The organism is Bradyrhizobium sp. B120 (genome assembly GCF_049075665.1).
GTDB lineage: Bacteria > Pseudomonadota > Alphaproteobacteria > Rhizobiales > Xanthobacteraceae > Bradyrhizobium.
In genome coordinates this window covers 8,228,072-8,250,464 of record NZ_CP185242.1, presented here as the reverse complement: position 1 = coordinate 8,250,464, position 22,393 = coordinate 8,228,072, and the positions used below count along the sequence as shown (strand labels likewise).

Sequence of the window (22,393 nt, the reverse complement as noted above, 5' to 3'; positions counted from 1 at the left end):
TCTATCCCTTCAGCGACGCGTCGACGGCGCTGTTGACCGCATTCGCGTCCGGCGTGACGCCGGCGAGTTGCTGGACGATGGCGCCGGCCGCATCCGCCGCGATGCCGCGGACGTTGCTCATGGCATTGGTCCGGGTCGTTGCGATCTGCTTCTCGGCGTCGGCGAGCTTGGCCGCCAGTTTCTCTTCCAGCGCCTTGCGCTCGACTTCCGAGGCCGCGTTCAGCTTCTCGCGGGTCTCGTTGCCGATCGCCTGCGCGTTGGAGCGCGCATTCGCCAGCTCGGTTTCATAGGCCTTCAGCGCCGCGTCGGACTCGTCCTTCAGCTTCTGCGCCTCGGCCAGATCGCCCTCGATCTTGTTCTGGCGTGCATCGATCGTCCCGCCGACACGCGGCAGGGCGATACGCGACACGATCAGATAGAGCGCGACAAATGCAATCGCCAGCGACACCAGCTGCGAGGCGTAATTGGAGGAATCGAACGGCGGAAAGGTTCCGCCGTGATGTCCGCCATCGGCCTCGGTGTGGGCGCCGGCATTCTGGCCTTTTGCCTCGCCATGACTCTCAGCCACGGTGTTCTCCTGTTGCTGTCATGCGCGCCGCCCTTGAGATGACCTTCGGGCGGCGCGACGGGTTACCGCTAAAGCGGAACCGGGGTGCCGCTCAGAGCGGAACGAACAGCAGAAGCAGCGCGATCAGCAGCGAGAAGATGCCGAGCGCTTCGGTCACGGCGAAGCCGAAGATCAGGTTGCCGAACTGGCCCTGAGCGGCCGAGGGGTTACGCACCGCAGCGGCGAGGTAGTTGCCGAAGATGATGCCCACGCCGACGCCCGCACCGCCCATGCCGATGCACGCGATGCCCGCGCCGATAAGTTTTGCTGCTGCCGGTTCCATTTGTAGCTCCTTGAGAAAGATAGACAGATTGGTGGGTGGAGATTCCCCGGACCGCTTAGTGTCCCGGATGAATGGCGTCGTTGAGGTAGATGCAGGTCAGGATCGCGAACACGTAGGCCTGCAGGAACGCGACCAGCAGTTCGAGCGCGTACAGCGCGACCGTGAGCGCCAGCGGCAGCACGCCGCCGAACCAGCCGAGCGCGCCCAGCGAGAAGCCGAGCATAGCGACGAAGCCCGCGAACACCTTGAGCGCGATGTGGCCGGCCAGCATGTTGGCGAACAGACGCACGCTGTGCGAGACCGGCCGCAGGAAGAACGACAGGACCTCGATGAACATGACCAGCGGCAGGATGTACAGCGGAACGCCGGAGGGGACGAAGATCTTGAAGAACTTCAGACCGTTCTTGTAGAGGCCGTAGAACAGGACGGTGAAGAACACCAGGAGCGCAAGGGCTGCGGTGACGATCAGGTGGCTCGAGATCGTGAAGGTATAGGGGATGATGCCCACGAGGTTCGAGACGCAGATGAACATGAAGAGCGAGAAGATCAGCGGGAAGAACTTCATGCCTTCCGCACCGGCGTTGCCGCGAACCGTGCTGGCGACGAACTCGTAGGAGATCTCGGCGACCGACTGCAGCCGTCCCGGAACCAGGTCCCGGCCGCTCGCCAGCATCAGCAGTGCAATCAGCAGCACCGCGATGAACATGTAGAGCGACGAATTGGTGAAGGCGATCGTGTGATTGCCGATGTGGCCGAGCGTGAAGAGGGGCTCGATATTGAACTGGTGGATCGGGTCGATTTTCATCCGCGCGGCTCTTGGTCCACCGGCCATCGTGCCGGTAATCGAATTTCAAATGTCGTGACTTCCCGCCAGCGCTCAGCGCTTGCCCGAGGCCACGCCCGCGGACCTCACCACGTTGAACACGCCGGCGACGAAGCCGAGCAGCGTTAACACGATGAAGCCGAATGGCGACGTCGACAGCAAACGGTCGAATCCCCAGCCAATCGCCGCTCCGACGACAACGCCCGCGATCAACTCCGAGGAAAGGCGGAAACCGAGCGCCATCGCCGAAGCTCTGGCGGCACTGTCCCCGCTTTCAGTACCGGATTGATCAGTCTTGCTCCTGCGGCTGTCGCGAATTTCTGACAACCGATGATCGAGACTTCCGAGCCTTGCGGAAAGCGCAGCTTCGTCAGGAGGCGATTGATCGCGACTTCCACCTGCGCCGTCGTTGGTGTTCTCAGCCATGCTGCAAACACTAACCGAAGCCGCGGATGATGGAAATTGCGCCCGTCCCCGTCAAAAGCCGCGCGGACCATACTTACCGCGTCTAATCAAGTCAAGATTGCGTCGTAACCAGTTATTGCTTTGATTCTGCTGGATTTATTTGAAGATATTCAAGGTCAGAGTGACGCAGTGTTCGCAGTGCAACAGCTTGTATGCTTTGAAGCGATGTTGCCTGGCATTTCCGGCTCTGCTGGGATCGCCGAAAGTCCTTATCCCTCATGCAGTCAAGGTTCCGCATGTCACGCCAGATCGATTACTACTTCTCGCTGCAATCGCCCTGGGCCTATATCGGTCACAAGCCCTTCGTGCGGCTCGTAAGCACTTACGATCTCAAGGTAAATTACCGGCCCGTGCTGCTGGTCGATTTGTTCTCGGAGACCGGCGGGCAGCCGCTCGCCCAGCGCCATCCGGTGCGGCAGCGCTACCGGATGATCGAGTTGCAGCGCTGGCGCGACAAGCGCGGGCTGAATTTTCACCTGCAGCCAGCCAATTGGCCGTTCAACGGGCGGCTTGCCGATGGCGTCGTGATGGCGCTGCTCGAGGCCGGCCTCGACCCCGAGCCATTCTTGCAACGCGCCTATCCCGCGGTGTGGGAGCTTGAGCTCAATCTTGCCGATGCTGCGACGCTGGTGAAGCTCGCCGACGATGCAGGCTTGCCCGGCCGGCAGCTGGTGGAGCGCTCGGGCTCCGATGCGATCAGCGCGGCCTATGAGCAGAATCGCCAGACTGCATTGGACGCCGGCGTGTTCGGCTCGCCCGGCTATGTGCTGGATGGCGAGGTGTTCTGGGGGCAGGACCGGATCGAATTGCTCGAGGACGCGTTGAAGTCAGGTCGCAAGCCCTATAGCTCTGTGGTCTAGGGGCAGGAATCAGGTTGAGGCGGAGCAAGCCATGCCCATCGCGATGTCGTCCTCGAAATTGTCCATCGCAATCGTTGCCATCCTGATCTCAAGCGGCGCGGCGCTCGCGCAAACCGCGCCCGATACCGAGAACGGCCGCTACGCGTTGTCGCCGGCCGGCGATGGCTTCCTGCGGCTCGACACCCGCACCGGCGTGGTGTCGACCTGCACCAATTCCAGCGCGGGCTGGGCCTGTTACATGGTGCCCGACGAGCGCGCGGCGCTGGATGCCGAGATCGGCCGCCTGCAAGCCGACAACGACAAACTGAAAGGCGAGCTCGCTGCGCGCGTACCGCCGGCCAAGACCGATGAGGCATTGCCGAAATCGGATTCGTTGAAGAAGGCTGAGCCGAAGGTCGCCGAGGGCGAGCGCAAGATCGAGATCCCGCTGCCGAGCGACCGCGACATGGATCGCATGATGTCGTTCGTGGAGCGGGCCTGGCGGCGGCTGATCGAGATGGCCAACCGCGTGCAGCGCGACGTCAATGGCGGCAAGATTTGAGCTGATGTCGGCGCTGTTTCTACAGCGTCGTCCCGGCGAAGGCCGGGACCCATAACCACCGATGCACGTTGATTACGAAAGATATCAACTCCGAGCCTTCGAAATCGAAGGGCCGCGGAGTATGGGTCCCGGCCTTCGCCGGGACGACGTACTGAGAGTTACAGATGAACTCATCGAGGACCATCACGCGCTCGGCGCCATCCTTGGCAGCGGCGACCAGCATCGCCTCGTCGCGTCTGACCGTCGAAACGTCCGGCGCCGGCTTCACCGACATCACGCGCGAGGTTGCAACATTCCTGCGCGAGGTGCGTGCCGGCGAGGGTGCGGTGACGCTGTTCATCCGGCACACCTCGGCCTCGCTGACGATCCAGGAGAATGCCGATCCCACGGTGCTGCTCGATCTGATGACGGCGCTCGATCGCGCGGCGCCCGAAGACGGCGGCTGGCGTCACGACGCCGAAGGCCCCGATGACATGCCGGCGCACATCAAGACCATGCTGACGGCGACCTCGCTGCAGGTCCCGGTGCTCGATGGTGAGATGGCGCTCGGCACCTGGCAGGGCATCTATCTGATCGAGCATCGTGCCAGGGCGCACCGGCGCGAGATCGTGCTGCAATTCATCGGCGCCACGCGCTGACGGGTTGCGCCTCGCTTCCTGGGCCTGGGCTTCCAAAACGACATCGGCCGCGGATCGCTCCGCGGCCGATGCATTTTGATTTCAAATGTCGACTGATCAGGACTTGCGGTCAGGTCTTGGTGATGTCGACGTCCTTGGTTTCCGGAATGAACAGCGCGCCGACCACGACGGTGATTGCCGCGAAGATGATCGGATACCAGAGACCGGAGTAGATATCGCCGGTCGAGGCGGTGATCGCGAACGCGGTCGCCGGGAGCAGGCCGCCGAACCAGCCGTTGCCGATGTGATAGGGCAGCGACATCGAGGTGTAGCGGATGCGGGTCGGGAACAGTTCGACCAGCATCGCGGCGATCGGGCCGTAGACCATGGTGACGTAGATCACCAGGATGAACAGCAATCCGATGATCGCAGCCACCTGCGGACGGAAGATGTCGAACGGATTCGACATCTTCACGATGCCGGCGTCACCCGGCTTCGGATAGCCCGCCGCCTGCACCGCCGCGGTGATCGCGGGGTTCGACGTCTTGGCGTCCGTGTACGGCACGTCCTTGTCGTTGACGGTGACCTTCACCGGCGAGCCGGCCGGGCCCGGCACGGTGGAGTACTTCACCGATGACTGGGCGAGGAAGGCGCGGGCGGTGTCGCAAGGCGCCGAGAAGACGCGGGTGCCGACCGGGTTGAACAGATCGCCGCAGCCGGCGGGATCGGCTACGACCTGCACCTTGACCGTCTCATAGGCCTTTTCCAGCGCCGGGTTGGCATTGGTCGTGACCATCTTGAAGATCGGGAACAACGTGAGCGCGCCGATCAGGCAGCCCGCCAGGATGATCGGCTTGCGGCCGATCTTGTCCGACAGCGCGCCGAACACCAGGAAGAAGCCGGTGCCGAGCAGCAGCGACCAGGCGATCAGGAGGTTGGCGGTATAGCCGTCGACCTTCAGGATCGATTGCAGGAAGAACAGCGCGTAGAACTGGCCCGTGTACCAGATCACCGCCTGGCCCATGGTCAGGCCGAACAGGGCGAGGATCACGATCTTGGCGTTGCTCCAGGTCGCGAAGGCTTCGGTCAGCGGCGCCTTGGAGGTCTTGCCCTCATCCTTCATCCGCTGGAACACCGGGGATTCGTTCAGCCGCAGACGAATCCAGACCGAGATGCCGAGCAGCAGCACCGACACCAGGAACGGAATGCGCCAGCCCCAATCCGCGAAGTCCTTCTCACCGGTGAAGCTTCGGGTGAACAGGATCACCAGCAGCGACAGGAACAGTCCGAGCGTTGCCGTGGTCTGGATGAACGAGGTGTAGTAGCCGCGCTTGCCCTGTGGCGCATGCTCGGCGACGTAGGTCGCCGCACCGCCATACTCACCGCCGAGCGCGAGGCCCTGCAACAGGCGCAGCGAGATCAGGATGATCGGCGCCGCGATGCCGATGGTCTTGGCGCTGGGCAGGAGGCCGACGATGAAGGTCGACAGGCCCATGATCAGGATGGTGACCAGGAAGGTGTATTTGCGGCCGACGATGTCGCCGACCCGGCCGAACACGATGGCACCGAACGGACGCACGAGGAAGCCCGCGGCAAAGGCCAGCAACGCGAAGATGTCGCGTGTCGCCGGCGGATAGTCGGAGAAGAACTGCGCACCGATGATGCCGGCCAGTGAACCGTAGAGATAGAAGTCGTACCACTCGAACACGGTGCCGAGCGACGACGCCAGGATGACGAAGCGCTCATCCTTCGTCATGCCGGCGGGCCGCGCCGAAGTTGCAGTCATAGTGGACATCTGGATTGCTCCCCCCGAATTATTGCTGCCATGCTCGCCCCCGGCTGGCGGGTTAGGCCCGAATGGGCCCTAGGCTTAAATCAAGGGTAACATCGCAGTGAAACCCGTCCCAATAAGACTTTTGGCTTTTGCACGCTTGAACTTATCTTGAGAGGTGAGAGCAGGATGGAACGTCCCCGCGTGCGTCTGTTGCGGCGCACAAGCTCGGCGGGTTAACTGCGTTGGCATCTGGTATTATCAAGGGCTTGCGTGATACTGCCACGCGGGCGACAACCGAACGGCGCGGGCTTGCCAAAGCCCGCTTGTGGGACTGAGATGACTGCTGCTGCCAATACTCATCTTGTCATCGCCGACGACCATCCGCTGTTCCGCGATGCGTTGCGTCAGGCGGTGTCCAGCGTCGTGAGTTCGGCTACGATCAGCGAGGCCGGATCGTTCGAGGACCTGACCGCGCTGCTGGAACGGGACTCCGAGGTCGACCTGATCCTGCTCGATTTGAGCATGCCGGGGATCAGCGGCTTTTCCGGCCTGATCTATCTGCGGGCGCAGTATCCGGCGATTCCGGTGGTCATCGTCTCGGCCAGCGACGATGCCGGAACCATCCGCCGTTCGCTCGATTTCGGCGCCTCCGGTTTCATCCCCAAGCGCTTCGGCGTCGAGACGCTGCGTGACGCCATCATGAAGGTGATGGAGGGCGACGTCTGGGTTCCGCCGGACACCGATCTGTCGGCAGCCGGCGATCCCGACATGACGCGGCTGCGCGACCGTCTGGTGACGCTGACCCCGCAGCAGGTGCGGGTGCTGATGATGCTGTCCGAGGGGCTGCTCAACAAGCAGATCGCCTACGAGCTCGGCGTCTCCGAAGCGACCATCAAGGCCCATGTCTCGGCCATCCTGCAGAAGCTCGGCGTCGAAAGCCGCACCCAGGCCGTGATCGCCGCCGCCAAGATCGCCGGCGGCCAGTGGCGCCAGGGTACGCCGTCGAGTTGACTCACGCGGCCGGCATCACCCGGTACGCGCAGCGCCGCGCACCCGCCAGGATGTGATCGACGCGCTCGACCACGACGTCGCTGCCGAGCACGGCGCGGAACACCGCAAGTTCGGAGCGGCACAGGCCCTGACAGGCTGCCGCCGCAGCGCAGATCGGGCAGTGGTTCTCGATCAGCAGGAAGCCGCCGGCGTCCTTGACCACGCTCGCCATATAGCCTTCCCGGCTCCGGATCCGTGCGAGCGCCGTGAGCCGCTGTCGGAGTGAGCCTTCGGTTCCGACCGCCTTCCGGTAGTCGGCAATGCCGGTGCGTTCGCGATGCGCGATCAGCGTCTCCAGGCCGTGCTCGCCGAACACCTCACGCATCGACCGCAGCAGATCCAGCGTGAGGTCGGAATGGCGGTCGGGGAAGCGCGCGTGGCCCGGCGCCGTCAGCCGCCAATACTTTCGCGGCCGCCCGCGTCCTTCGCGTTCATCGCCGCTTTCGACGAGGCCCGCCGCTTCGAGCTTCAGCAGATGCTGGCGCGCGCCGGCAGGCGTCATGTCGAGGCGCGCGCCGATGCCGGCGGCGGTCTGCGGGCCGCGCGTCTTCAGTTCGAACAGGATGCGATCCTGGCTGTTTGTGTCGTCTTGACTCATCGGCTTATTTTAGAAACAAGATACTATCTAAAATAACCGGAAATCGCCGCCGCGTGCAACTGCCTTGGCGCCAGTCCGGAAGAGAACTCCGACATGGAGCCACAACAAGTCCGCGCCGGGTGGCGATCGCTCCTCAAGCGCGAATGGATCCCGACACTGGCCATCCTGCTCGGCGGTGTGCTGCTGCAATCCATGAACGTGCTGATGCTGACGACGGTGCTGCCGTCGATCGTCGGCGAACTCGGCGGCGTCGCCATGCTGAGCTGGCCCACCACGGCCTATCTGGCGTCCTCGATCGTCGCGGCGAGCTGCGTCGGCGTGCTCTCCACCGCGCTCGGCGCCCGGCGGGTCTACTGCGTGGGTGTTGCGATCTTCGGCGTCGGCGCCGTGCTGTGTTCGCTTGCTCCCGCGATGGGCTGGATCGTGGCCGGCCGGCTGATCCAGGGATTCGGCGGCGGCCTCGAGGCTGCTGTCGCCTATGTGCTGGTGCGCGGCACGTTTCCCGAGCAGATGTGGTCGCGAACCATCGCGCTGATGTCGACGAGCTGGAGCATGTCGGTGCTGATCGGCCCTCTGGTCGGTGGGTTGTTCGCACATTTCGCGAGCTGGCGCGGCGCCTTTGTCGCCAGCGCCGCAACGGCCGCCGTGCTGGCGATCGCTGCCTTGTTCGTGCTGCCGCCGGTCACGGCGGCGCAGCGCGCGTCGCCGGCGCGCTTGCCGCTCGGCCGTGTCGCGCTGATCTGCCTTGCCATCGCCGCGACGTCGGCCACCTCTGCTGCCGGATCGTCCTTGCAGAAGCTCGGCCTGATCGTCACGGCGATCGTCTCGTTTGTCGCGATGCTCCGGCTCGATCGTCTGGCGTCACCCCGGCTGTTGCCCAGCGACGCGTTTTCCTGGCGCACCGGCACCGGCGTCGGTCTGTGGCTCGCGCTGCTGCTCTGCATCACTTTCAGTCCATTGCAGATCTACGTGCCGATGTTCCTGCAGCAACTGCATGGCTTCGATCCGCTCTCGGCCGGATTCACGGTCGCCTGCGCTTCGCTGGGCTGGAGCGCCGCCTCGCTGCTGACGGCCGGCGTGTCGGCCCGCCGCGCGGACCGCCTGATGCTGACCGGTCCTGCGATCATGGCAGCGAGTCTCGCCGCGATCGGCTGGCTCGGTCCGGACGGCGCGGCGTCCATCATCCTGCTGGTCGTGGCGATCGCGATGCTGGGAGTCGGTATCGGCCAGTGCTGGCCGCTCGTTGCACACCGCATTATGGACAGTGCCAAGGCGGGCGACGAGGTGGTCGCGGCCTCGTCGGTGCCGACCATCCAGCAGATGGGCTTTGCGTTCGGTGCGGCGATCGCTGGCCTGATCGCGAATGCCAGCGGCCTGTCGGCTGCGATTGCCGACGCGACGATGGCGCGCGCCGCCTTCTGGGTGCCGGCGAGCTTCGCGGTGCCGGCCATGCTCGCCGTTGCGGCCGGGCTCCGCCTGCGGGCGCTGCGCAGGCCGCAAGCCGGCCCGCTGTAAGGCTACTCCGCCGCCACCATCTGCTGGGTGCGCCATTGTCCGAGCAAAGCGCGCAGCGAGGCCGGTTTGACCGGCTTGTTCAGCACCGCGATGTTTTCCTCGCGCGCGGCCAAGCGCACCGCGGGGCTGCGATCGGCGGTGATCAGGATCGCCGGAATGCCGTCGCCGAAGCGGCGGCGGATCTCGCGGATCGCGGCGACGCCGTTGCCGCGGTCGAGGTGATAGTCGACCAGCACGCCGGTGACGCGGCCGCCGGCGGCCTCGATCGCGCTGATCGCGCCGTCGGCATCGAGCACCGCGATCACCTCGGCGTCCCAGGCCGTCAGCAGCGTCTTCATGCCGTCGAGAATGGCGGGATCGTTCTCGATGCAGACGATCAGCGAGCCGCTCATCGGCGTCTTCGACAGCGGCGTGGCGGTGGTGACGGCCGCGGTATGGTTGACGGCGGTCGCGACCGGTACGGTGACCGAGAACGCCGAGCCGCCGCTCACATTGGCCGAGATCGCGATGCGATGGTTGAGCACGCGCGCCAGCCGCTCGACGATCGACAGGCCGAGGCCGAGGCCGCGGGCGATCCGGGCGCCCTGCTCGAGGCGATGGAATTCCTTGAAGATCTCGCCGCGCTTCTGCACGGGGATGCCGACGCCGGTGTCGAAGATGCTGATCTGCAGCGTGTCGCCGCGGCGGCGGCAGCCGATCAGCACGCGGCCGCGCGGGGTATATTTGATCGCGTTGGAGATGAAGTTCTGCAACAACCGGCGCAGCAGCGAGCGGTCGGATTCGACCGGCAGCGAGCAGGCGATGAAGCGCAGATCGAGGCCCTTGTCGCGGGCGATCGGCATGAACTCGATCTCCAGCGAGCGCATCAAATCGGCCATCCGGAAGCTCGTGATCGCCGGCGTCATGGCGCCGGCATCGAGCCTCGAGATATCGAGCAGCGCGCCCAGGATGTCCTCGATCGCCTCGAGCGAGTCGTCGATGTTCTCGACCAGCCGCGAATCCTCGCCGCCGTTCTGGCGTTCGACGAGGCTCGTGACGTAGAGGCGCGCCGCATTGAGCGGTTGCAGGATGTCGTGGCTGGCCGCCGCCAGGAAGCGCGTCTTGGAGGCGTTGGCGTCCTCCGCGATCCCCTTGGCGAGCGCGAGCTCCGAGTTCAGCCGCGTCAGCTCCTCGGTGCGGTCGCGGACGCGCTTTTCCAGCGTCGCGTTGGCGCGCTCAAGCGCCTCCGCGGCCTCGAAGCTCGGCGTGACGTCGGAGAAGGTGAGGACGAGCCCGCCCCCCGGCATGCGGTTGGCGCGAACCTCGATCACCAGGTGGCGGTCGGTGAAGCGTTCCAGATAGGGCTCGCCCTCGGTGGTGTAGGCGCGCAGCCGCAGTTGCAGCAGGTTGTCGCTGTCACCAGCCGGCGGCGGACTGATCGCGCCCATGAATTCGAGGATCTCGGGCAAGGGTATGCCGAGCTGCACCAGATGCGGCGGCAGCGCGAGCAATTCGGAGAATTGGCGATTGGAGCAGATCAGCTGCAAATCGGCGTCGAACACCGCGATGCCCTGGCGCACGTGATTGAGCGCGGTCTGCAGGATCTCGCGGTTGAAATGCAGCGCGGCGTGCGAGTCGTCGAGCAGCTTCAGCGCGGCCTTGGCCGACACCGTCCGCCGTTGCAGCAGCAGCGACATCACGAGGCGCGAGGACGCCGCCCCGATCGAGGACGCGATCAGGCGCTCGGCGTGCTGCAGCAGCTCGAAATCGGCCGGTGCCGAGGCCAGCAGCACGACGTTGCGGTCGACGGCGAACGAGGCGAACGCCTCGCGGGTGCGGTCGGGGCCGAGATATTGGGTCACCGTGCTCTCGATGTCCTGCACCGTCACCGTGGTGCGCCAGCGCCGGAAGCTCGGCGCGATCGGGGCCAGCGCGTTGGGCACGAACACGTCGGCCTGCAACAGCTCGATCGCGGACGGCGCGCGCGCCAGCGAGAACACGACGTAAGTGAGGATGTTGAGCGCAAGGCTCCACAGCACGCCGTGCAGCAGCGGCGGCAAATCGGCGCCGAACAGCGCCTGCGGCCGCAGCGCCTCGATCCCGAACGGCCCATGCTGCAGCAGCATCAGGCCGGTGGTCGAGTTTTCCAGGAAGCTCGGGATGAACAGCGTGTAGAGCCACGTCGCGAAGCCGACCAGCATGCCCGCCATGGCGCCGCGTGCGGTGGCGCGGCGCCAGAACAGGCCGCCGAAGAACGCCGGCGCGAGCTGGGTGATCGCGGCAAAGGACAACAGGCCGATCGCAACCAGCTGGGTGTTGCCGAGCGCGCGATAGTAGAAATACGCCATCACCATGATGGCAAAGATCGAGAAGCGCCGCGCCTTCAAGAGGAAGTCGCCAAAGTCCTTCTGGCCGGCGCGGGCGTCGTCGCTGCGCGGCAGCACCAGCGGCAGCACGATGTCGTTGGAGACCATGATCGACAGCGCGACGCATTCGACGATCACCATCGCCGTTGACGCCGACAGCCCGCCGACGAACACGGCGAGGCTGAGCAATTGCGAATTGCCCTCGATCGGCAGCGCCAGCACGAACATGTCGGCATCGACGGCGCCGAACGGGAAGATGACGAGGCCCGCGATCGCGATCGGAATCACGAAGATATTGATGACGACGAGGTAGAGCGGGAACAGCCAGCGCGCCCGGGTGACTTCGCCGGGCGTCGAATTCTCCACCACGCTGACATGGAACTGGCGCGGCAGCAGCATCACCGCGCAGAACGACAGCAGCGTCATGATCAGGAAGTTGCCGATCGACGGCACATATTCGATCGCGCGTACCGCCTCCGGCGTCTTCAGGGCGCGCTCGTAGAGTTCGACCGGGGAGAACATCCAGAAGGTGACGAAGGCGCCGGCGGCGATGAAGGCGACCAGCTTGACGATGGACTCGGCGGCGATCGCCAGGATCAGCCCGTGCTGATGCTCGGTCGCATCGGTGTGGCGGGTGCCGAACAGCACCGCGAACACCGCCATCGCCAGCGTCACCATCAGCGCGATGTCGCCGATGATCGGGATTCTCGAGAATGCCTGGTCCTCGCTCAGGATGGTCTCCAGCGATGAGGCCATCGCCTTGAGCTGCAGCGCGATGTAGGGCACCGAGCCGATGATCGCGATCAGCGCCACGGTGGCCGCGACCGCCTGGCTCTTGCCGTAGCGCGCGGCGATGAAGTCGGCGATCGAGGTGATGTTTTGCGACTTGGCGAGCGCGATGACGCGGCGAAGCAGCGGGGTGCACAGCCCGATCATCACGATCGGGCCGACATAGATCGCCAGGAAGTCGACACTGGTGCGGGTGGCGAAGCCGACCGAGCCGAAGAAGGTCCAGGAGGTGCAGTAGATCGCCAGCGACAGCGGATAGATCCACTGGCTGGCACGGCCGCGCCCACCCGCCGACCTGCGGTCGCCGCGGCTGGCAATGAAGAACAACAATCCGATGTAGGCGAACGCCGTGGCGATAACGCCCCAGTCGTGCAGCATCGCTGCTCATCTCCTGTCCCGGCCGCTGGGAGGGCCGGGTGCCAGGATTATAACGCAAAGGGCCGGCGGTGCGATGCACGGCCGGCCCAAATTCGGGGGTGGACGCGGATAGGGTTACTCGGCGGCCAGCGACTTCTGGTGCAGCGGCAGGCCGAGCCGGTCCCAGACCTGGAGCAGGGCCTCGGCCAGCGCGTCGATCAGCCCGTCGTCATGGTAGGGCGAGGGCGTGATGCGCAGCCGCTCGCTGCCCTTGGCGACCGTCGGATAGTTGATCGGCTGGATGTAGATGCCGTGCTCCTCCAGCAGCAGGTCGGAGGCGCGCTTGCACTTCTCGGGATCGCCGACGAACAGCGGCACGATATGGGTGTCGCTCGACATCACAGGCAGGCCGGCGGCGGTCAGGATCGCCTTGGTGCGGGCGGCGCGGTCCTGGTGGCGCTCGCGCTCCCAGTTCGAGGTCTTCAGATGGCGGATCGCGGCGGTCGCGGCCGAGCAGATCGCCGGCGGCAGCGCGGTGGTGAAGATGAAGCCCGGCGCGTAGGAGCGCACCGCATCAATGATCTCGGCGCGGCCCGCGATATAGCCGCCGAGGCAGCCGAACGCCTTCGCCAGCGTGCCCTCGAGCACGTCGATCCGGTGCATCACGCCGTCGCGCTCGGCAATGCCGCCGCCGCGTGGGCCGTACATGCCGACCGCATGCACCTCATCGACATAGGTCATGGCGCCGTATTTCTCGGCGAGATCGCAGATCTTCGCGAGCGGCGCGACGTCGCCGTCCATCGAATAAAGGCTCTCGCAGACGATCAGCTTCGGCCGGTCGGGGCCGGCGGCGATCAAGAGCTCTTCGAGATGCGCGACGTCGTTGTGGCGGAAGATCTGGCGTTCGCAGCCGGCCTGGCGCACGCCTTCGATCATCGAATTGTGGTTCAGCGCGTCCGACAGGATCAGGCAGTTTGGAATGAGCTTGGCGAGCGTCGAGATGCCGGTCTGGTTCGAGACATAGCCCGAGGTGAACAGCAGCGAGGCTTCCTTGCCGTGGAGATCGGCGAGCTCCGCTTCGAGCTGCACCAGCGGATGATGGGTGCCCGCGATGTTGCGGGTGCCGCCGGCGCCGGTGCCGACCCGGGTCGCGGTCTCGACCATGGCGCCGACCACCTTGGGGTGCTGGCCCATGCCGAGATAGTCGTTGGAGCACCAGATCACGACATTGCGGCTGCCCTTCGGCGAATGCCAGGTCGCGTGCGGGAAGCGTCCCGCGATCCGTTCGAGGTCGGCGAACACCCGGTAGCGCCGCTCGTCATGCAGGCGGTTGAGGGCGGTTTGGAAAAACTGGCTGTAATTCATCGGCGAACCCAGAAAGCGGAACCTGACCGGAAAACCTGCCTCTTCTTAGAGCTTTTCCAGCTCTAATGTCCATGCATTGGCCCACATTCGGGCATGCGCCGCAGTTGGGCAAATTGCCCTAGCCGGGCCTGTTCGGCCGGGATTTCGGTCAAACCGGCCGGGGCCCGGCGCTCAGGTCGTCTTGAAGCGCAGCATGCCGTCGTCGTGCATCTCGGCCGTCAGGCGGCCCTCGACCAGCATGTAATTGACGTGGGCGACCAGTTCGCCTGCGGCGAAGCCCATCTGGTGCTCGTCCAGCACGTGCTTGTGGAACACCACCGGCACCAGTTCCTTGGAGGTCTGCGGCACCTCGCGGCAGGCTTCGGCGATCAGCCGGCAGCGCTCCTCATGGTGATCGGCGAGCTGCTTGATCCGGGTCTTGAGCCCGTAGAACGGCACGCCATGGCCGGGCAGCACCATCACGTCATAGGGCAAAGTGGTGGTCAGGCTTGCGAGTGAGGCCAGGTATTCGCCGAGCGAGTTCTGCTCGGGCTCGACCGCCCAGACGCTGACATTGGGCGAGATCTTGCTCAGCACCTGGTCGGCGGACAGGAACAGCTTGTCGGCCGCGCAATACAGCATCACCTGGTCGAGCGCGTGTCCGCCGCCGGTGATCACCTTGAAGCGCCGCGTGCCGATCACGACCTCGTCGCCATGGGTGAGGCGGTGATAGGACGGCGGCAGCACCGACACCCGCTTCAGGTAGTCCTGGCCGCGGCCGAGCAGCTTCTCGGTCAGGTCCTCGTCCATGCCGTGGCGGCGGAAGAACAGCCGCTGCGCGTTGCGCCGCTCTTCGGTGCCGCGGTTCTGGTGATAGACCGATTGCAGATATTCCACCTGCGACATGTATAGCGGGCAGTCGAAGCGCTCGGTGATCCAGCCGGCGAGACCAACATGATCGGGATGCGAATGCGTCACGATCAGCCGCTTGACCTTGACGTGCTTCAGCGGTCCCTCGAACAGCGTGGTCCAGGCCGCAATCGATTCCTCATTGCCGAAGCCGGCATCCACCATGGTCCAGCCGTCGCCGTCGGCGAGCAGATAGATGTTCACATGGTTGAGGCGGAACGGCAGCTTCAGCCGCGCCCACAGCACGCCGGGAGCCACCTCCACGACCTGGTCGTGGCCGGGATGGTTCTCCCAGGGGTATCGCAATGCCTCCGCCGAGGACGGCAGGCTGTCGGTCTTCGTATGCATGCTACCGACTTAGCGGGACCCGGGCCGCCGCGCCAGCCGAAAAATCAGATAGTCGTCCGGAGAATGGGGTGGCGAAGTGCCTGAATTCCGTAGCCCGGATGGAGCGAAGCGCAATCCGGGGCCAGTCGATCACGACGTGCGGTCCCGGATTTCGCTGCGCTCCATCCGGGCTACGGAATATCTGCCTTACGCCGCCCTTATGTTCGACAGGAAGCCGTCGATCTCGGAGCGCAGCACGTCGGCCTCGCGGCGCAGTGCGTCGGAGGCGCTCAGCACCTCGCCGGCAGCAGTGCCGGCTTCGGCCGAGGCGGTCGAGACGCCGACGATGTTGCTCGACACCTCGCTGGTGCCGCCGGCGGCATGCTGGATGTTGCGGGCGATCTCGCGGGTCGCTGCGCCCTGCTCCTCGACCGCGGCGGCGATCGCGGTGGTGACGTCGTTGATCTCGCCGATCGTGCTCGAGATGTTGCGGATCGCGGTGACGGCCGTCGTCGTCACCTCCTGCATGCTGACGATCTGCTGGCGGATCTCTTCGGTCGCCTTGGCGGTCTGGCTCGCGAGGTTCTTCACCTCGGAGGCGACGACGGCAAAGCCGCGGCCGGCCTCGCCGGCGCGCGCCGCCTCGATGGTGGCGTTGAGCGCCAGGAGATTGGTCTGCGAGGCGATGGTCTGGATCAGGTCGACCACGACGCTGATCCGCGCGGCGTTGTCGGCAAGGCCCTGCATGGTGGTGTCGGTGGCGCTGGCTTCCTCCACTGCCTTGCGGGCGATCTCGGCCGAGGTGACGACCTGGCGGCCGATCTCGGAGATCGACGACGACAGCTCCTCGGTGCCGGCCGACACCGTCTGCACGTTGACCGAGGTTTCCTCGGCGGCCGAGGCGACCGCATTGACCAATGCGCTCGACTGGTCGGCGGTCGCCGACATGCTCTGCGCGGTCGACTGCATCGAGTTCGCCGCGGTCTGCAAGCTGCCGAGCGCGCTGCGGACGTTGGACTCGAAGGCGACGATCTGCGTCTCCATGCGCGAGGCACGCTCGGCCTTGGCGGAGCGGTCCTTGTTCTGGTTCTCGGTGAGCTCGCGGCTCTCGATCATGCTCTCGCGGAACACCTGCAGCGAGTCGGCCATCACGGCGATCTCGTCGCGCTGGCGGCTCTGCGGGATCTCGGTGTCGAGGTCGCCATCGGACAACAGCTGCATCGAGCGCTGCAGGCCGCGGATGCGGCGCAGGATGTTGCGCCCGACATAGAGCCAGACGAACAGGAACGAGCCGACCAACGTCAGCGCGCCCAATCCGATCATCACCGTGGTCGCGAGCGAGATCTGCTGCCGCGCCTGGAAAGTCGACGAGTCGGTCTCCTTCTGCACGGCGTCAACCAGCTGCTGGACGCTGATGCCGAGCCCGACATTGAGCTTGCGGGTCTCTTCCAGGATGGTCTGGCCGTAATCGATCGAATCGAGCTCCTTCTGGCGGATCTTGAACACGCCGGTCTTGCCCTCGCCGAGCACCAGCAGCTTCTCCGCGGTGTCGCGCACGGCAACGATCGCCGGATTGTTCGGCAGGTCCTCGAGGTTGGACTTGACGCGCTCGCGGCCCTTCTTGAACTCGGCCTCGATCGCATCGAGCGTCTCGCTGGAATTGGCCGACAGCGCCGCGGTCATGTCGGCGGCCATCAGATTGCCGGCGGCGAGCACGTTGCTGATCTGGCCGACGGTACGCGCGGCTTCGGTGGCAGCGTCAGCGGAGACGTCGGCCGCGGCGAGAATGGCGTTGAGCCGGGTCTGCGCGTCGAGCATCGCCGGACCGGCGGCAGAGACGAAGGCGCCCTGCGCCTTGCGCAGCGCGTTGTACTGCTTGTCGCGCAGCGCACCGACGTCGAGCCGCTCGTGCGCGGCGGAGATCAGGCTCTTGGTCGCCTCGTCGGTGTTCTTGACGTTCTCCTGCAGCGCGCTGACGACGGATTTGTCGGCGCCGAGTTCGATGATCTCGCCAAGCTTTGCATTGGTCTGCTGCGCGACCTCCTGCACCTTCTTGGTGCGATCGTTCAGCGCATCCTCGCTTTGCACGGCGAGCAGGCCGGGCCCCTGCGCTGCGAGCGAGGCGCTCTGCGCGGAAAGCTGCAGGCTCGCGGCGAGCCGCGGAATGTCGCGGCCGGAGAGATCGCTCATGGTGCCGCCGAGCTGATGCAGCACGATGCCGGCGCCTGCGCTGATCACGAGCGCCATGCCTGCGATCACGGCGAACGCCGCGAACAGGCTGCCCCTGACACCCATCTGCGGCAGATGGATACGCTTGAGATTTGGTTTGCCGAGCTTGAACCGAAACGCCATTGCCCCCGTACCCCCTGGCCCACTACCCTTGGCCACTACTCTTGGATGTTTCCCCGGCGCGGGAGTATCGATGCGGCGGGTTAACAAAATCGGGAAAATTGCGACGATCTGCGGGATTTTTCGCGGCTGCCGCGCGCCAACGCGGTGTTGGTTCGCTGTGCGGAATCGATGCGCGCGATCGGACGCAAAAAGGCCGGCGCGAGCCGGCCTTTCCACTCTCGGTTGTGGTGGTCCGTAACCTCAGTAGCGGCCGTAAGCGGGGCCGCCGAGGTTACCGAGGTTGAAGCGGTAGTTGAGGCCCGCCTTCACCGTGTGCTCGTCATTGTGGAAGCTGCCGACCGGCACCAGCGCGCCGGGTGCGGTGAAGCGGCTGTCGCCGAAGTCGTAGTACTGGTACTCGACCTTGGCCGACCAGTTCGGCGCGAACATGTATTCGGCGCCGCCGCCGATGGTCCAGCCGTTGCTGTGGTTGTCGGTGAGCGCGAAGGGGACCTGCGCGCCGCCCAGCGTCACCGTTTCGTTGTTGTCGGAATAGGCGTAACCGCCCTTCACATAGATCAGGCCCGGACCCCAGGTGTAGCCGACCCGGCCGGTGATCGAGGCGATGCCGCGCTGGTTGTTGTTGTAGACGTAGCCGCCCGGGAAGATCGCGTTGAGCTGGTGGCCGCCGAGCCAGGAATACTGGCCTTCGAGGCCGATCACCCACATCGGCGACAGCTGCCAGTCGTAGCCGCCCTGGACGCCGCCCATGAAGCGGGCGCTGGAGTCCGACAGCGCCAGGCCGTTGAAGGTGTTGTTCTGCGAGAACACGCCGCCGAGATGGCCGCCGAGATAGAAGCCGGTCCAGTTGTAGAGCGGCGCGGCGTAAACAGGCGCGGGCGCCTTCTGGTAGTAGCCACGGGAGCCGAGGTCGGCGGCCTGGGCGGTCGCGCCAAAGGCAGCGACGGCAACAGCTACGGCTGCGGTTGCAAGCAGGAACTTCTTCATAGGGCAGTCTCCGGACAAGTCATGAGGCGCGGCGTGAATGGCGCCATCCATGGCGATGCGTTAGACCGCATTTGAATAAAATGCTGTCACCGAAAGACGACTTGGCACGTTAAGTCGCACCCGTTGCGGTGAAACGCTTTGTTGTGCCTAACGAACGCTTAAGCGGGAATGACGGAAGGCTTAACGCGCCGCGCGCGACACGCTGCTTTCGTTAACCAAGCCGTCTGCTAATCCAATCGCTTGCGCACGTCGTCGCGCATCTGCTCGCGGAACGCCTGGCGGCGCGCGGCGCGATCCCCAACCGGAACGTCGTGGCGATCGAACACGTCGAACTTCTCCAGGATCGGATAGTGCTCGCTCGCCATCGCCAGCACGCGCAGCAGCGCGGCGACCTTCGGGGTCGGTCCGGTGACCTCCCACTTGCGGAGTTTTTCGGCACCGCCGGCCGCCGGCAACCCGCACAGCTTCGCCATGTCAGCCGCCGTCAGCTTCCGCCCGAGTGCCTCGCCGAGATGTTCGCGCAGTTTCTTCAGTTCTGGGCCAGTCACGCTTATCTCTGCCATCCCGAAGTTCGTGGAGTTGACGGCCGACGGTATTGAAGAGCTTCCGTCGATCAAAGTCACACTCATAGATTTCAAAGGATCCAGACTTGGCAATCCGCCTGCTGCTTTTTGCCAGGGGTTCGTATACTTGCCGATTCATTCGGATGCGCTCCAGCATCGGCAGTAGGGTCATGGTAGCTGAAACAATATGCCTAAGCCGATTCATCGAGTGGATGAATTTGCTTGTTAGTTCTCGGAAAGGAAACTCCTCCTCCTCCTCGCGCGGTTCGTGAGCATCGGACAATTCAGATGGATCGCCTTGAGCATTTGTGGCGTCGTTCGATCGTTTTCCTCCATTGGCGACCCACGCTTCAACGCTATCAAGACCTTCCGAAAGGAAGTATGCGTCGGCGTCGCCCTCTTCTTCGTCAAACCTGAAGGCGACATAAAATGATTGGGCGTCTGACATTATCTGCGATCCGTCGATGGTCTCTTCGTCTTCACAGTGCTCCTCGGAAAATTTCGGGAGCTGGGTCTCCTCGACCAAATCAGGAGCATAGCCATGGTCGCGCGATTCGCGACGATCCAAACAGTAGTATTTCGTCTAGTTGCGCGTCTGAGTAGTCTTAGCTGGAAGGATCGGCTTTGCCGAACGACAATCTTCGCTTGCCGAACTGCCCGCAAATCGGCGCTGAAGATCCTGGTGCTGCCAGACAGGATTGAACTGTCGACCTCTCCATTACCAATGGAGTGCTCTACCACTGAGCTACGGCAGCGTGCCCGGGAAAAATTGAATCGGCCCCACGGGCCCGTCCAAGCGGGCGGTTCTTGCCACAGGCCTCCCCTTGGCGCAAGCGAAACAGCGCCTCGGTTGCCGATGAAATCGGCAGAAACTGACATTCTTCGCCGGTGATTCTGCCCAATCCGGCCGATTCCGGTCCGATTGGGTTCCGATCGTGCCGGGAAGCCGGATTTCGCCCAGCCGCCGAATCATGCCGCCTGGCGCAACTGGCCGACCGGGCAGGGTGCGCGGGCGGCGGCCATTGGCTATGTTCGGCCTCGCGGAAGGCGCGACGGCGGTTCGAGAGTTTTGCAATGACAGGTGAGCACGACAGAGGCGGCGGGCAGGCCGGAGCCCGCGTGAAGGATTCACGACAGGATCGTCTCAAGCTGGCGCTGCGCGAAAATCTGAAGCGGCGGAAATCGCAGGCGCGCGCTCGCGAGGATGTGGCTTCCGAACCCGCCCAAGCCTCACTAGAAGACGGCTCGCTAGAAGATACCTCGCCAGAAGACGGCTCACGAGACGACGGCGGCGGAAGCGAACCGGGCCGCTAGATCAATTTCTGCGCGATGGACATCAGTTCGTGCAGAAAATCCGGCAAAACGACAAGCCAGGGCCTGGGTTCTGGTTCTAGTGAGAATCGAAACTCCGGCCGGTTGGCATTTGTTGCAACAAGAAGAGAGTCGCCGAGATGGCCATGGATGAGACGACGATCGATCGGCTGAACGCCACCGCCACTGCCTTTCCGCGCCATGAGCAGACCTTTCCGACCCTGACGGGCCATGAGATCGAGCGGATGCGCCGCTTCGGCGAGCTGCGGTCGTATGGGGATGGCGAGGCGCTGTTCGAGACCGGCAAGCCGGGGCCCGGCATGTTCGTGGTGCTGTCGGGCTGCGTGTCGATCTCCCAGCGCGATGGCCTCGGCCGTGTCACGCCGATCATCGACCAGGGGTCGGGGCAATTCCTTGCCGAGATCGGCCAGCTCTCCGGACGCGCCGCGTTGGTCGACGGCCATGCCGAGGGGCCGGTCGAGACGCTGTTGCTGCCGCCCGAGCGGCTGCGCGCGCTGCTGGTTGCCGAGGCCGACCTCGGCGAGCGCATCATGCGCGCGCTGATCCTGCGCCGCGTCAGCCTGATCCAGGGCGGCGCCGGCGGGCCGGTGCTGATCGGCTCCGCGTCGGTCGGCAACATGGCGCCGCTGCAGAATTTCCTGGCGCGCAACGGGCAGCCGCATCACGTCCTCGATCCCGAGACCGACAAGGATGCCGCCGACCTCGTCGCGCGCTATTCGCCGACACGCGCCGAGCTGCCGCTGGTGGTCTGCCCGAACGGCACGGTGCTGCGCAATCCGTCCGAGACCGCGCTTGCGATGGCGCTCGGCATGATCGGCAACAGCGCGCATGAGAAGCTCTACGATGTCGCCGTGGTCGGCAGCGGCCCGGCCGGGCTCTCCACCGCGGTCTACGCGGCCTCCGAGGGCCTGTCGGTCGCGGTGTTCGATTCCCGCGCCTTCGGCGGCCAGGCCGGCGCCAGCATGCGGATCGAGAACTATCTGGGATTCCCGACCGGCATCACCGGCCAGGCGCTGGCCGGGCGCGCCTTCAACCAGGCGCAGAAGTTCGGCGCCGAGATGCTGATCCCGGTCTCGATCAAATCGCTCGACTGCTCGAAGGCGTCGGGCGCGTTCACGCTCGCCACCGGCTGCGGGCACACGCTGCGCGCCAAGTCGGTGGTGGTCGCGAGCGGCGCGCGCTATCGCCGGCCGGCGATCGACAATCTCGAGAACTATGAGGGCCGCGGCGTCTGGTACTGGGCCTCGCCGATCGAGGCGCGGCTGTGCGCCAACCAGGACGTCGTGCTGGTCGGCGGCGGCAACTCCGCAGGCCAGGCCGCGGTGTACCTGTCGGCACATGCGCGCAGGGTCAACATGATGATCCGCGGCGGCGGGCTCGGGGCCAGCATGTCGCGCTATTTGATCGAGCGCATCGAGGCGACGCCGAACATCGAGTTGATGTTCAACACCGAGGTGACCGGGCTCGAAGGCGCGGAGACGCTGGAGCGCGTGCGCTGGCGCAGCCGGCTCGCGCCCGACGAGTTCACCATGGATATCCGCAATCTCTTTTTGTTCGTCGGCGCCGATCCGGCGACCGGCTGGCTCGAGGGCTGCGGCGTGCAGGTCGACCGCGGCGGCTTCGTGATGACCGGTGTGCAGAACGGCGACGGCGCGCCGGCCGTGCCGCTGCTCGAGACTTCGGTGCCCGGCGTGTTCGCCGTCGGCGACGTCCGCTCCGGTTCGGTCAAGCGCGTCGGCGGCGCGATCGGCGAAGGCGCGCAGGTCGTCGCGGCGCTGCACGGGTATCTCGCCGATGACGGCAGTCCGTCGCTGTAGCAATGTCGGTGCAGCACTATCCCCGTCATCCTGAGGAGCGCGGAACGCGCGTCTCGAAGGATGAATCGGCCCCGCTGGTGGCCGTCGATCCTTCGAGACGCGCTCCGCGCTCCTCAGGATGACGGGTTAGGCCAGCGA

Annotated in this window: 20 protein-coding genes and 1 tRNA gene; 7 read left to right on the top strand and 14 right to left on the bottom strand. The window is 65.1% G+C overall.

Annotation, left to right across the window (positions count from 1 at the left end):
• Position 1 precedes the first annotated feature (1 nt).
• From ACOIX3_RS38260 to ACOIX3_RS38245, 4 genes are all read right to left on the bottom strand, one after another.
• On the bottom strand, positions 2-568 hold the full coding sequence (locus tag ACOIX3_RS38260) for a F0F1 ATP synthase subunit B (RefSeq protein ID WP_092123089.1): 567 nt from the start codon (positions 566-568) through the stop codon (positions 2-4).
• Positions 569-659: 91 nt separating this feature from the next.
• Complete coding sequence (locus ACOIX3_RS38255) at positions 660-890, bottom strand: F0F1 ATP synthase subunit C (RefSeq protein ID WP_016847054.1); 231 nt, start codon at positions 888-890, stop codon at positions 660-662.
• Between the two features lie 55 nt (positions 891-945).
• Positions 946-1,695 carry a F0F1 ATP synthase subunit A gene (locus ACOIX3_RS38250; protein WP_176533912.1) on the bottom strand — a complete coding sequence of 250 codons (750 nt, stop codon included), beginning with the start codon at positions 1,693-1,695 and terminating at the stop codon, positions 946-948.
• Positions 1,696-1,767: 72 nt separating this feature from the next.
• Positions 1,768-2,139 carry an AtpZ/AtpI family protein gene (locus ACOIX3_RS38245; protein WP_229169536.1) on the bottom strand — a complete coding sequence of 124 codons (372 nt, stop codon included), beginning with the start codon at positions 2,137-2,139 and terminating at the stop codon, positions 1,768-1,770.
• Between the two features lie 275 nt (positions 2,140-2,414).
• Here ACOIX3_RS38245 and ACOIX3_RS38240 point away from each other — a divergent pair, with 275 nt between their 5' ends.
• The 3 genes from ACOIX3_RS38240 (at position 2,415) to ACOIX3_RS38230 (ending at position 4,217) form a co-directional block, all read left to right on the top strand.
• Positions 2,415-3,038: a 2-hydroxychromene-2-carboxylate isomerase gene (locus tag ACOIX3_RS38240; protein ID WP_420967143.1), complete on the top strand. Its 624-nt coding sequence runs from the start codon at positions 2,415-2,417 to the stop codon at positions 3,036-3,038.
• 31 nt (positions 3,039-3,069) lie between these two features.
• On the top strand, positions 3,070-3,579 hold the full coding sequence (locus tag ACOIX3_RS38235; RefSeq protein WP_420967142.1) for a hypothetical protein: 510 nt from the start codon (positions 3,070-3,072) through the stop codon (positions 3,577-3,579).
• A 164-nt stretch (positions 3,580-3,743) separates the two neighbouring features.
• Positions 3,744-4,217 carry a secondary thiamine-phosphate synthase enzyme YjbQ gene (locus tag ACOIX3_RS38230; protein WP_420967141.1) on the top strand — a complete coding sequence of 158 codons (474 nt, stop codon included), beginning with the start codon at positions 3,744-3,746 and terminating at the stop codon, positions 4,215-4,217.
• Between the two features lie 109 nt (positions 4,218-4,326).
• Here ACOIX3_RS38230 and ACOIX3_RS38225 read toward each other — a convergent pair whose 3' ends face one another.
• A complete protein-coding gene (locus tag ACOIX3_RS38225; protein WP_420967140.1) occupies positions 4,327-5,991 on the bottom strand; it encodes an MFS transporter in 1,665 nt (554 codons plus the stop codon).
• Positions 5,992-6,306: 315 nt separating this feature from the next.
• On the opposite strand from ACOIX3_RS38225, the gene ACOIX3_RS38220 reads away from it, so the two are divergent.
• Positions 6,307-6,981, top strand: coding sequence for a response regulator (locus tag ACOIX3_RS38220; RefSeq protein WP_050630075.1), 675 nt, complete (start codon positions 6,307-6,309; stop codon positions 6,979-6,981).
• A 1-nt stretch (position 6,982) separates the two neighbouring features.
• On the opposite strand, the gene ACOIX3_RS38215 is transcribed toward ACOIX3_RS38220, so the two are convergent.
• Positions 6,983-7,618 (bottom strand): helix-turn-helix transcriptional regulator, encoded by a 636-nt coding sequence (locus ACOIX3_RS38215; RefSeq protein ID WP_420967139.1) that lies wholly within the window; start codon positions 7,616-7,618, stop codon positions 6,983-6,985.
• Positions 7,619-7,711: 93 nt separating this feature from the next.
• Between ACOIX3_RS38215 and ACOIX3_RS38210 the strand changes: the two genes are divergently transcribed.
• Complete coding sequence (locus tag ACOIX3_RS38210) at positions 7,712-9,133, top strand: MFS transporter (RefSeq protein WP_420967138.1); 1,422 nt, start codon at positions 7,712-7,714, stop codon at positions 9,131-9,133.
• Between the two features lie 2 nt (positions 9,134-9,135).
• Here ACOIX3_RS38210 and ACOIX3_RS38205 read toward each other — a convergent pair whose 3' ends face one another.
• From ACOIX3_RS38205 to ACOIX3_RS38170, 8 genes are all read right to left on the bottom strand, one after another.
• A complete protein-coding gene (locus ACOIX3_RS38205; protein ID WP_420967137.1) occupies positions 9,136-12,645 on the bottom strand; it encodes a PAS domain-containing hybrid sensor histidine kinase/response regulator in 3,510 nt (1,169 codons plus the stop codon).
• Positions 12,646-12,759: 114 nt separating this feature from the next.
• A complete protein-coding gene (gene hemA / locus ACOIX3_RS38200; RefSeq protein WP_420967136.1) occupies positions 12,760-13,989 on the bottom strand; it encodes a 5-aminolevulinate synthase in 1,230 nt (409 codons plus the stop codon).
• Positions 13,990-14,160: 171 nt separating this feature from the next.
• Positions 14,161-15,225 (bottom strand): MBL fold metallo-hydrolase, encoded by a 1,065-nt coding sequence (locus ACOIX3_RS38195; protein ID WP_212317191.1) that lies wholly within the window; start codon positions 15,223-15,225, stop codon positions 14,161-14,163.
• 186 nt (positions 15,226-15,411) lie between these two features.
• The gene (locus ACOIX3_RS38190) at positions 15,412-17,556 is read right to left on the bottom strand and encodes a methyl-accepting chemotaxis protein (RefSeq protein WP_420967135.1); all 2,145 of its coding nucleotides are present in this window, start codon (positions 17,554-17,556) and stop codon (positions 15,412-15,414) included.
• A gap of 240 nt (positions 17,557-17,796) precedes the next feature.
• Complete coding sequence (locus ACOIX3_RS38185) at positions 17,797-18,543, bottom strand: outer membrane protein (RefSeq protein ID WP_420967134.1); 747 nt, start codon at positions 18,541-18,543, stop codon at positions 17,797-17,799.
• Between the two features lie 227 nt (positions 18,544-18,770).
• Complete coding sequence (locus ACOIX3_RS38180) at positions 18,771-19,016, bottom strand: hypothetical protein (protein WP_420967133.1); 246 nt, start codon at positions 19,014-19,016, stop codon at positions 18,771-18,773.
• 1 nt (position 19,017) lies between these two features.
• A complete protein-coding gene (locus ACOIX3_RS38175) occupies positions 19,018-19,674 on the bottom strand; it encodes a hypothetical protein (protein ID WP_420967132.1) in 657 nt (218 codons plus the stop codon).
• Between the two features lie 112 nt (positions 19,675-19,786).
• A tRNA-Thr gene (locus tag ACOIX3_RS38170) sits at positions 19,787-19,861 on the bottom strand.
• 364 nt (positions 19,862-20,225) lie between these two features.
• On the opposite strand from ACOIX3_RS38170, the gene ACOIX3_RS38165 reads away from it, so the two are divergent.
• Positions 20,226-20,420 carry a hypothetical protein gene (locus ACOIX3_RS38165; protein ID WP_420967131.1) on the top strand — a complete coding sequence of 65 codons (195 nt, stop codon included), beginning with the start codon at positions 20,226-20,228 and terminating at the stop codon, positions 20,418-20,420.
• A gap of 137 nt (positions 20,421-20,557) precedes the next feature.
• Complete coding sequence (locus tag ACOIX3_RS38160) at positions 20,558-22,255, top strand: FAD-dependent oxidoreductase (RefSeq protein ID WP_420967129.1); 1,698 nt, start codon at positions 20,558-20,560, stop codon at positions 22,253-22,255.
• The last annotated feature ends 138 nt before the right edge of the window (positions 22,256-22,393 follow it).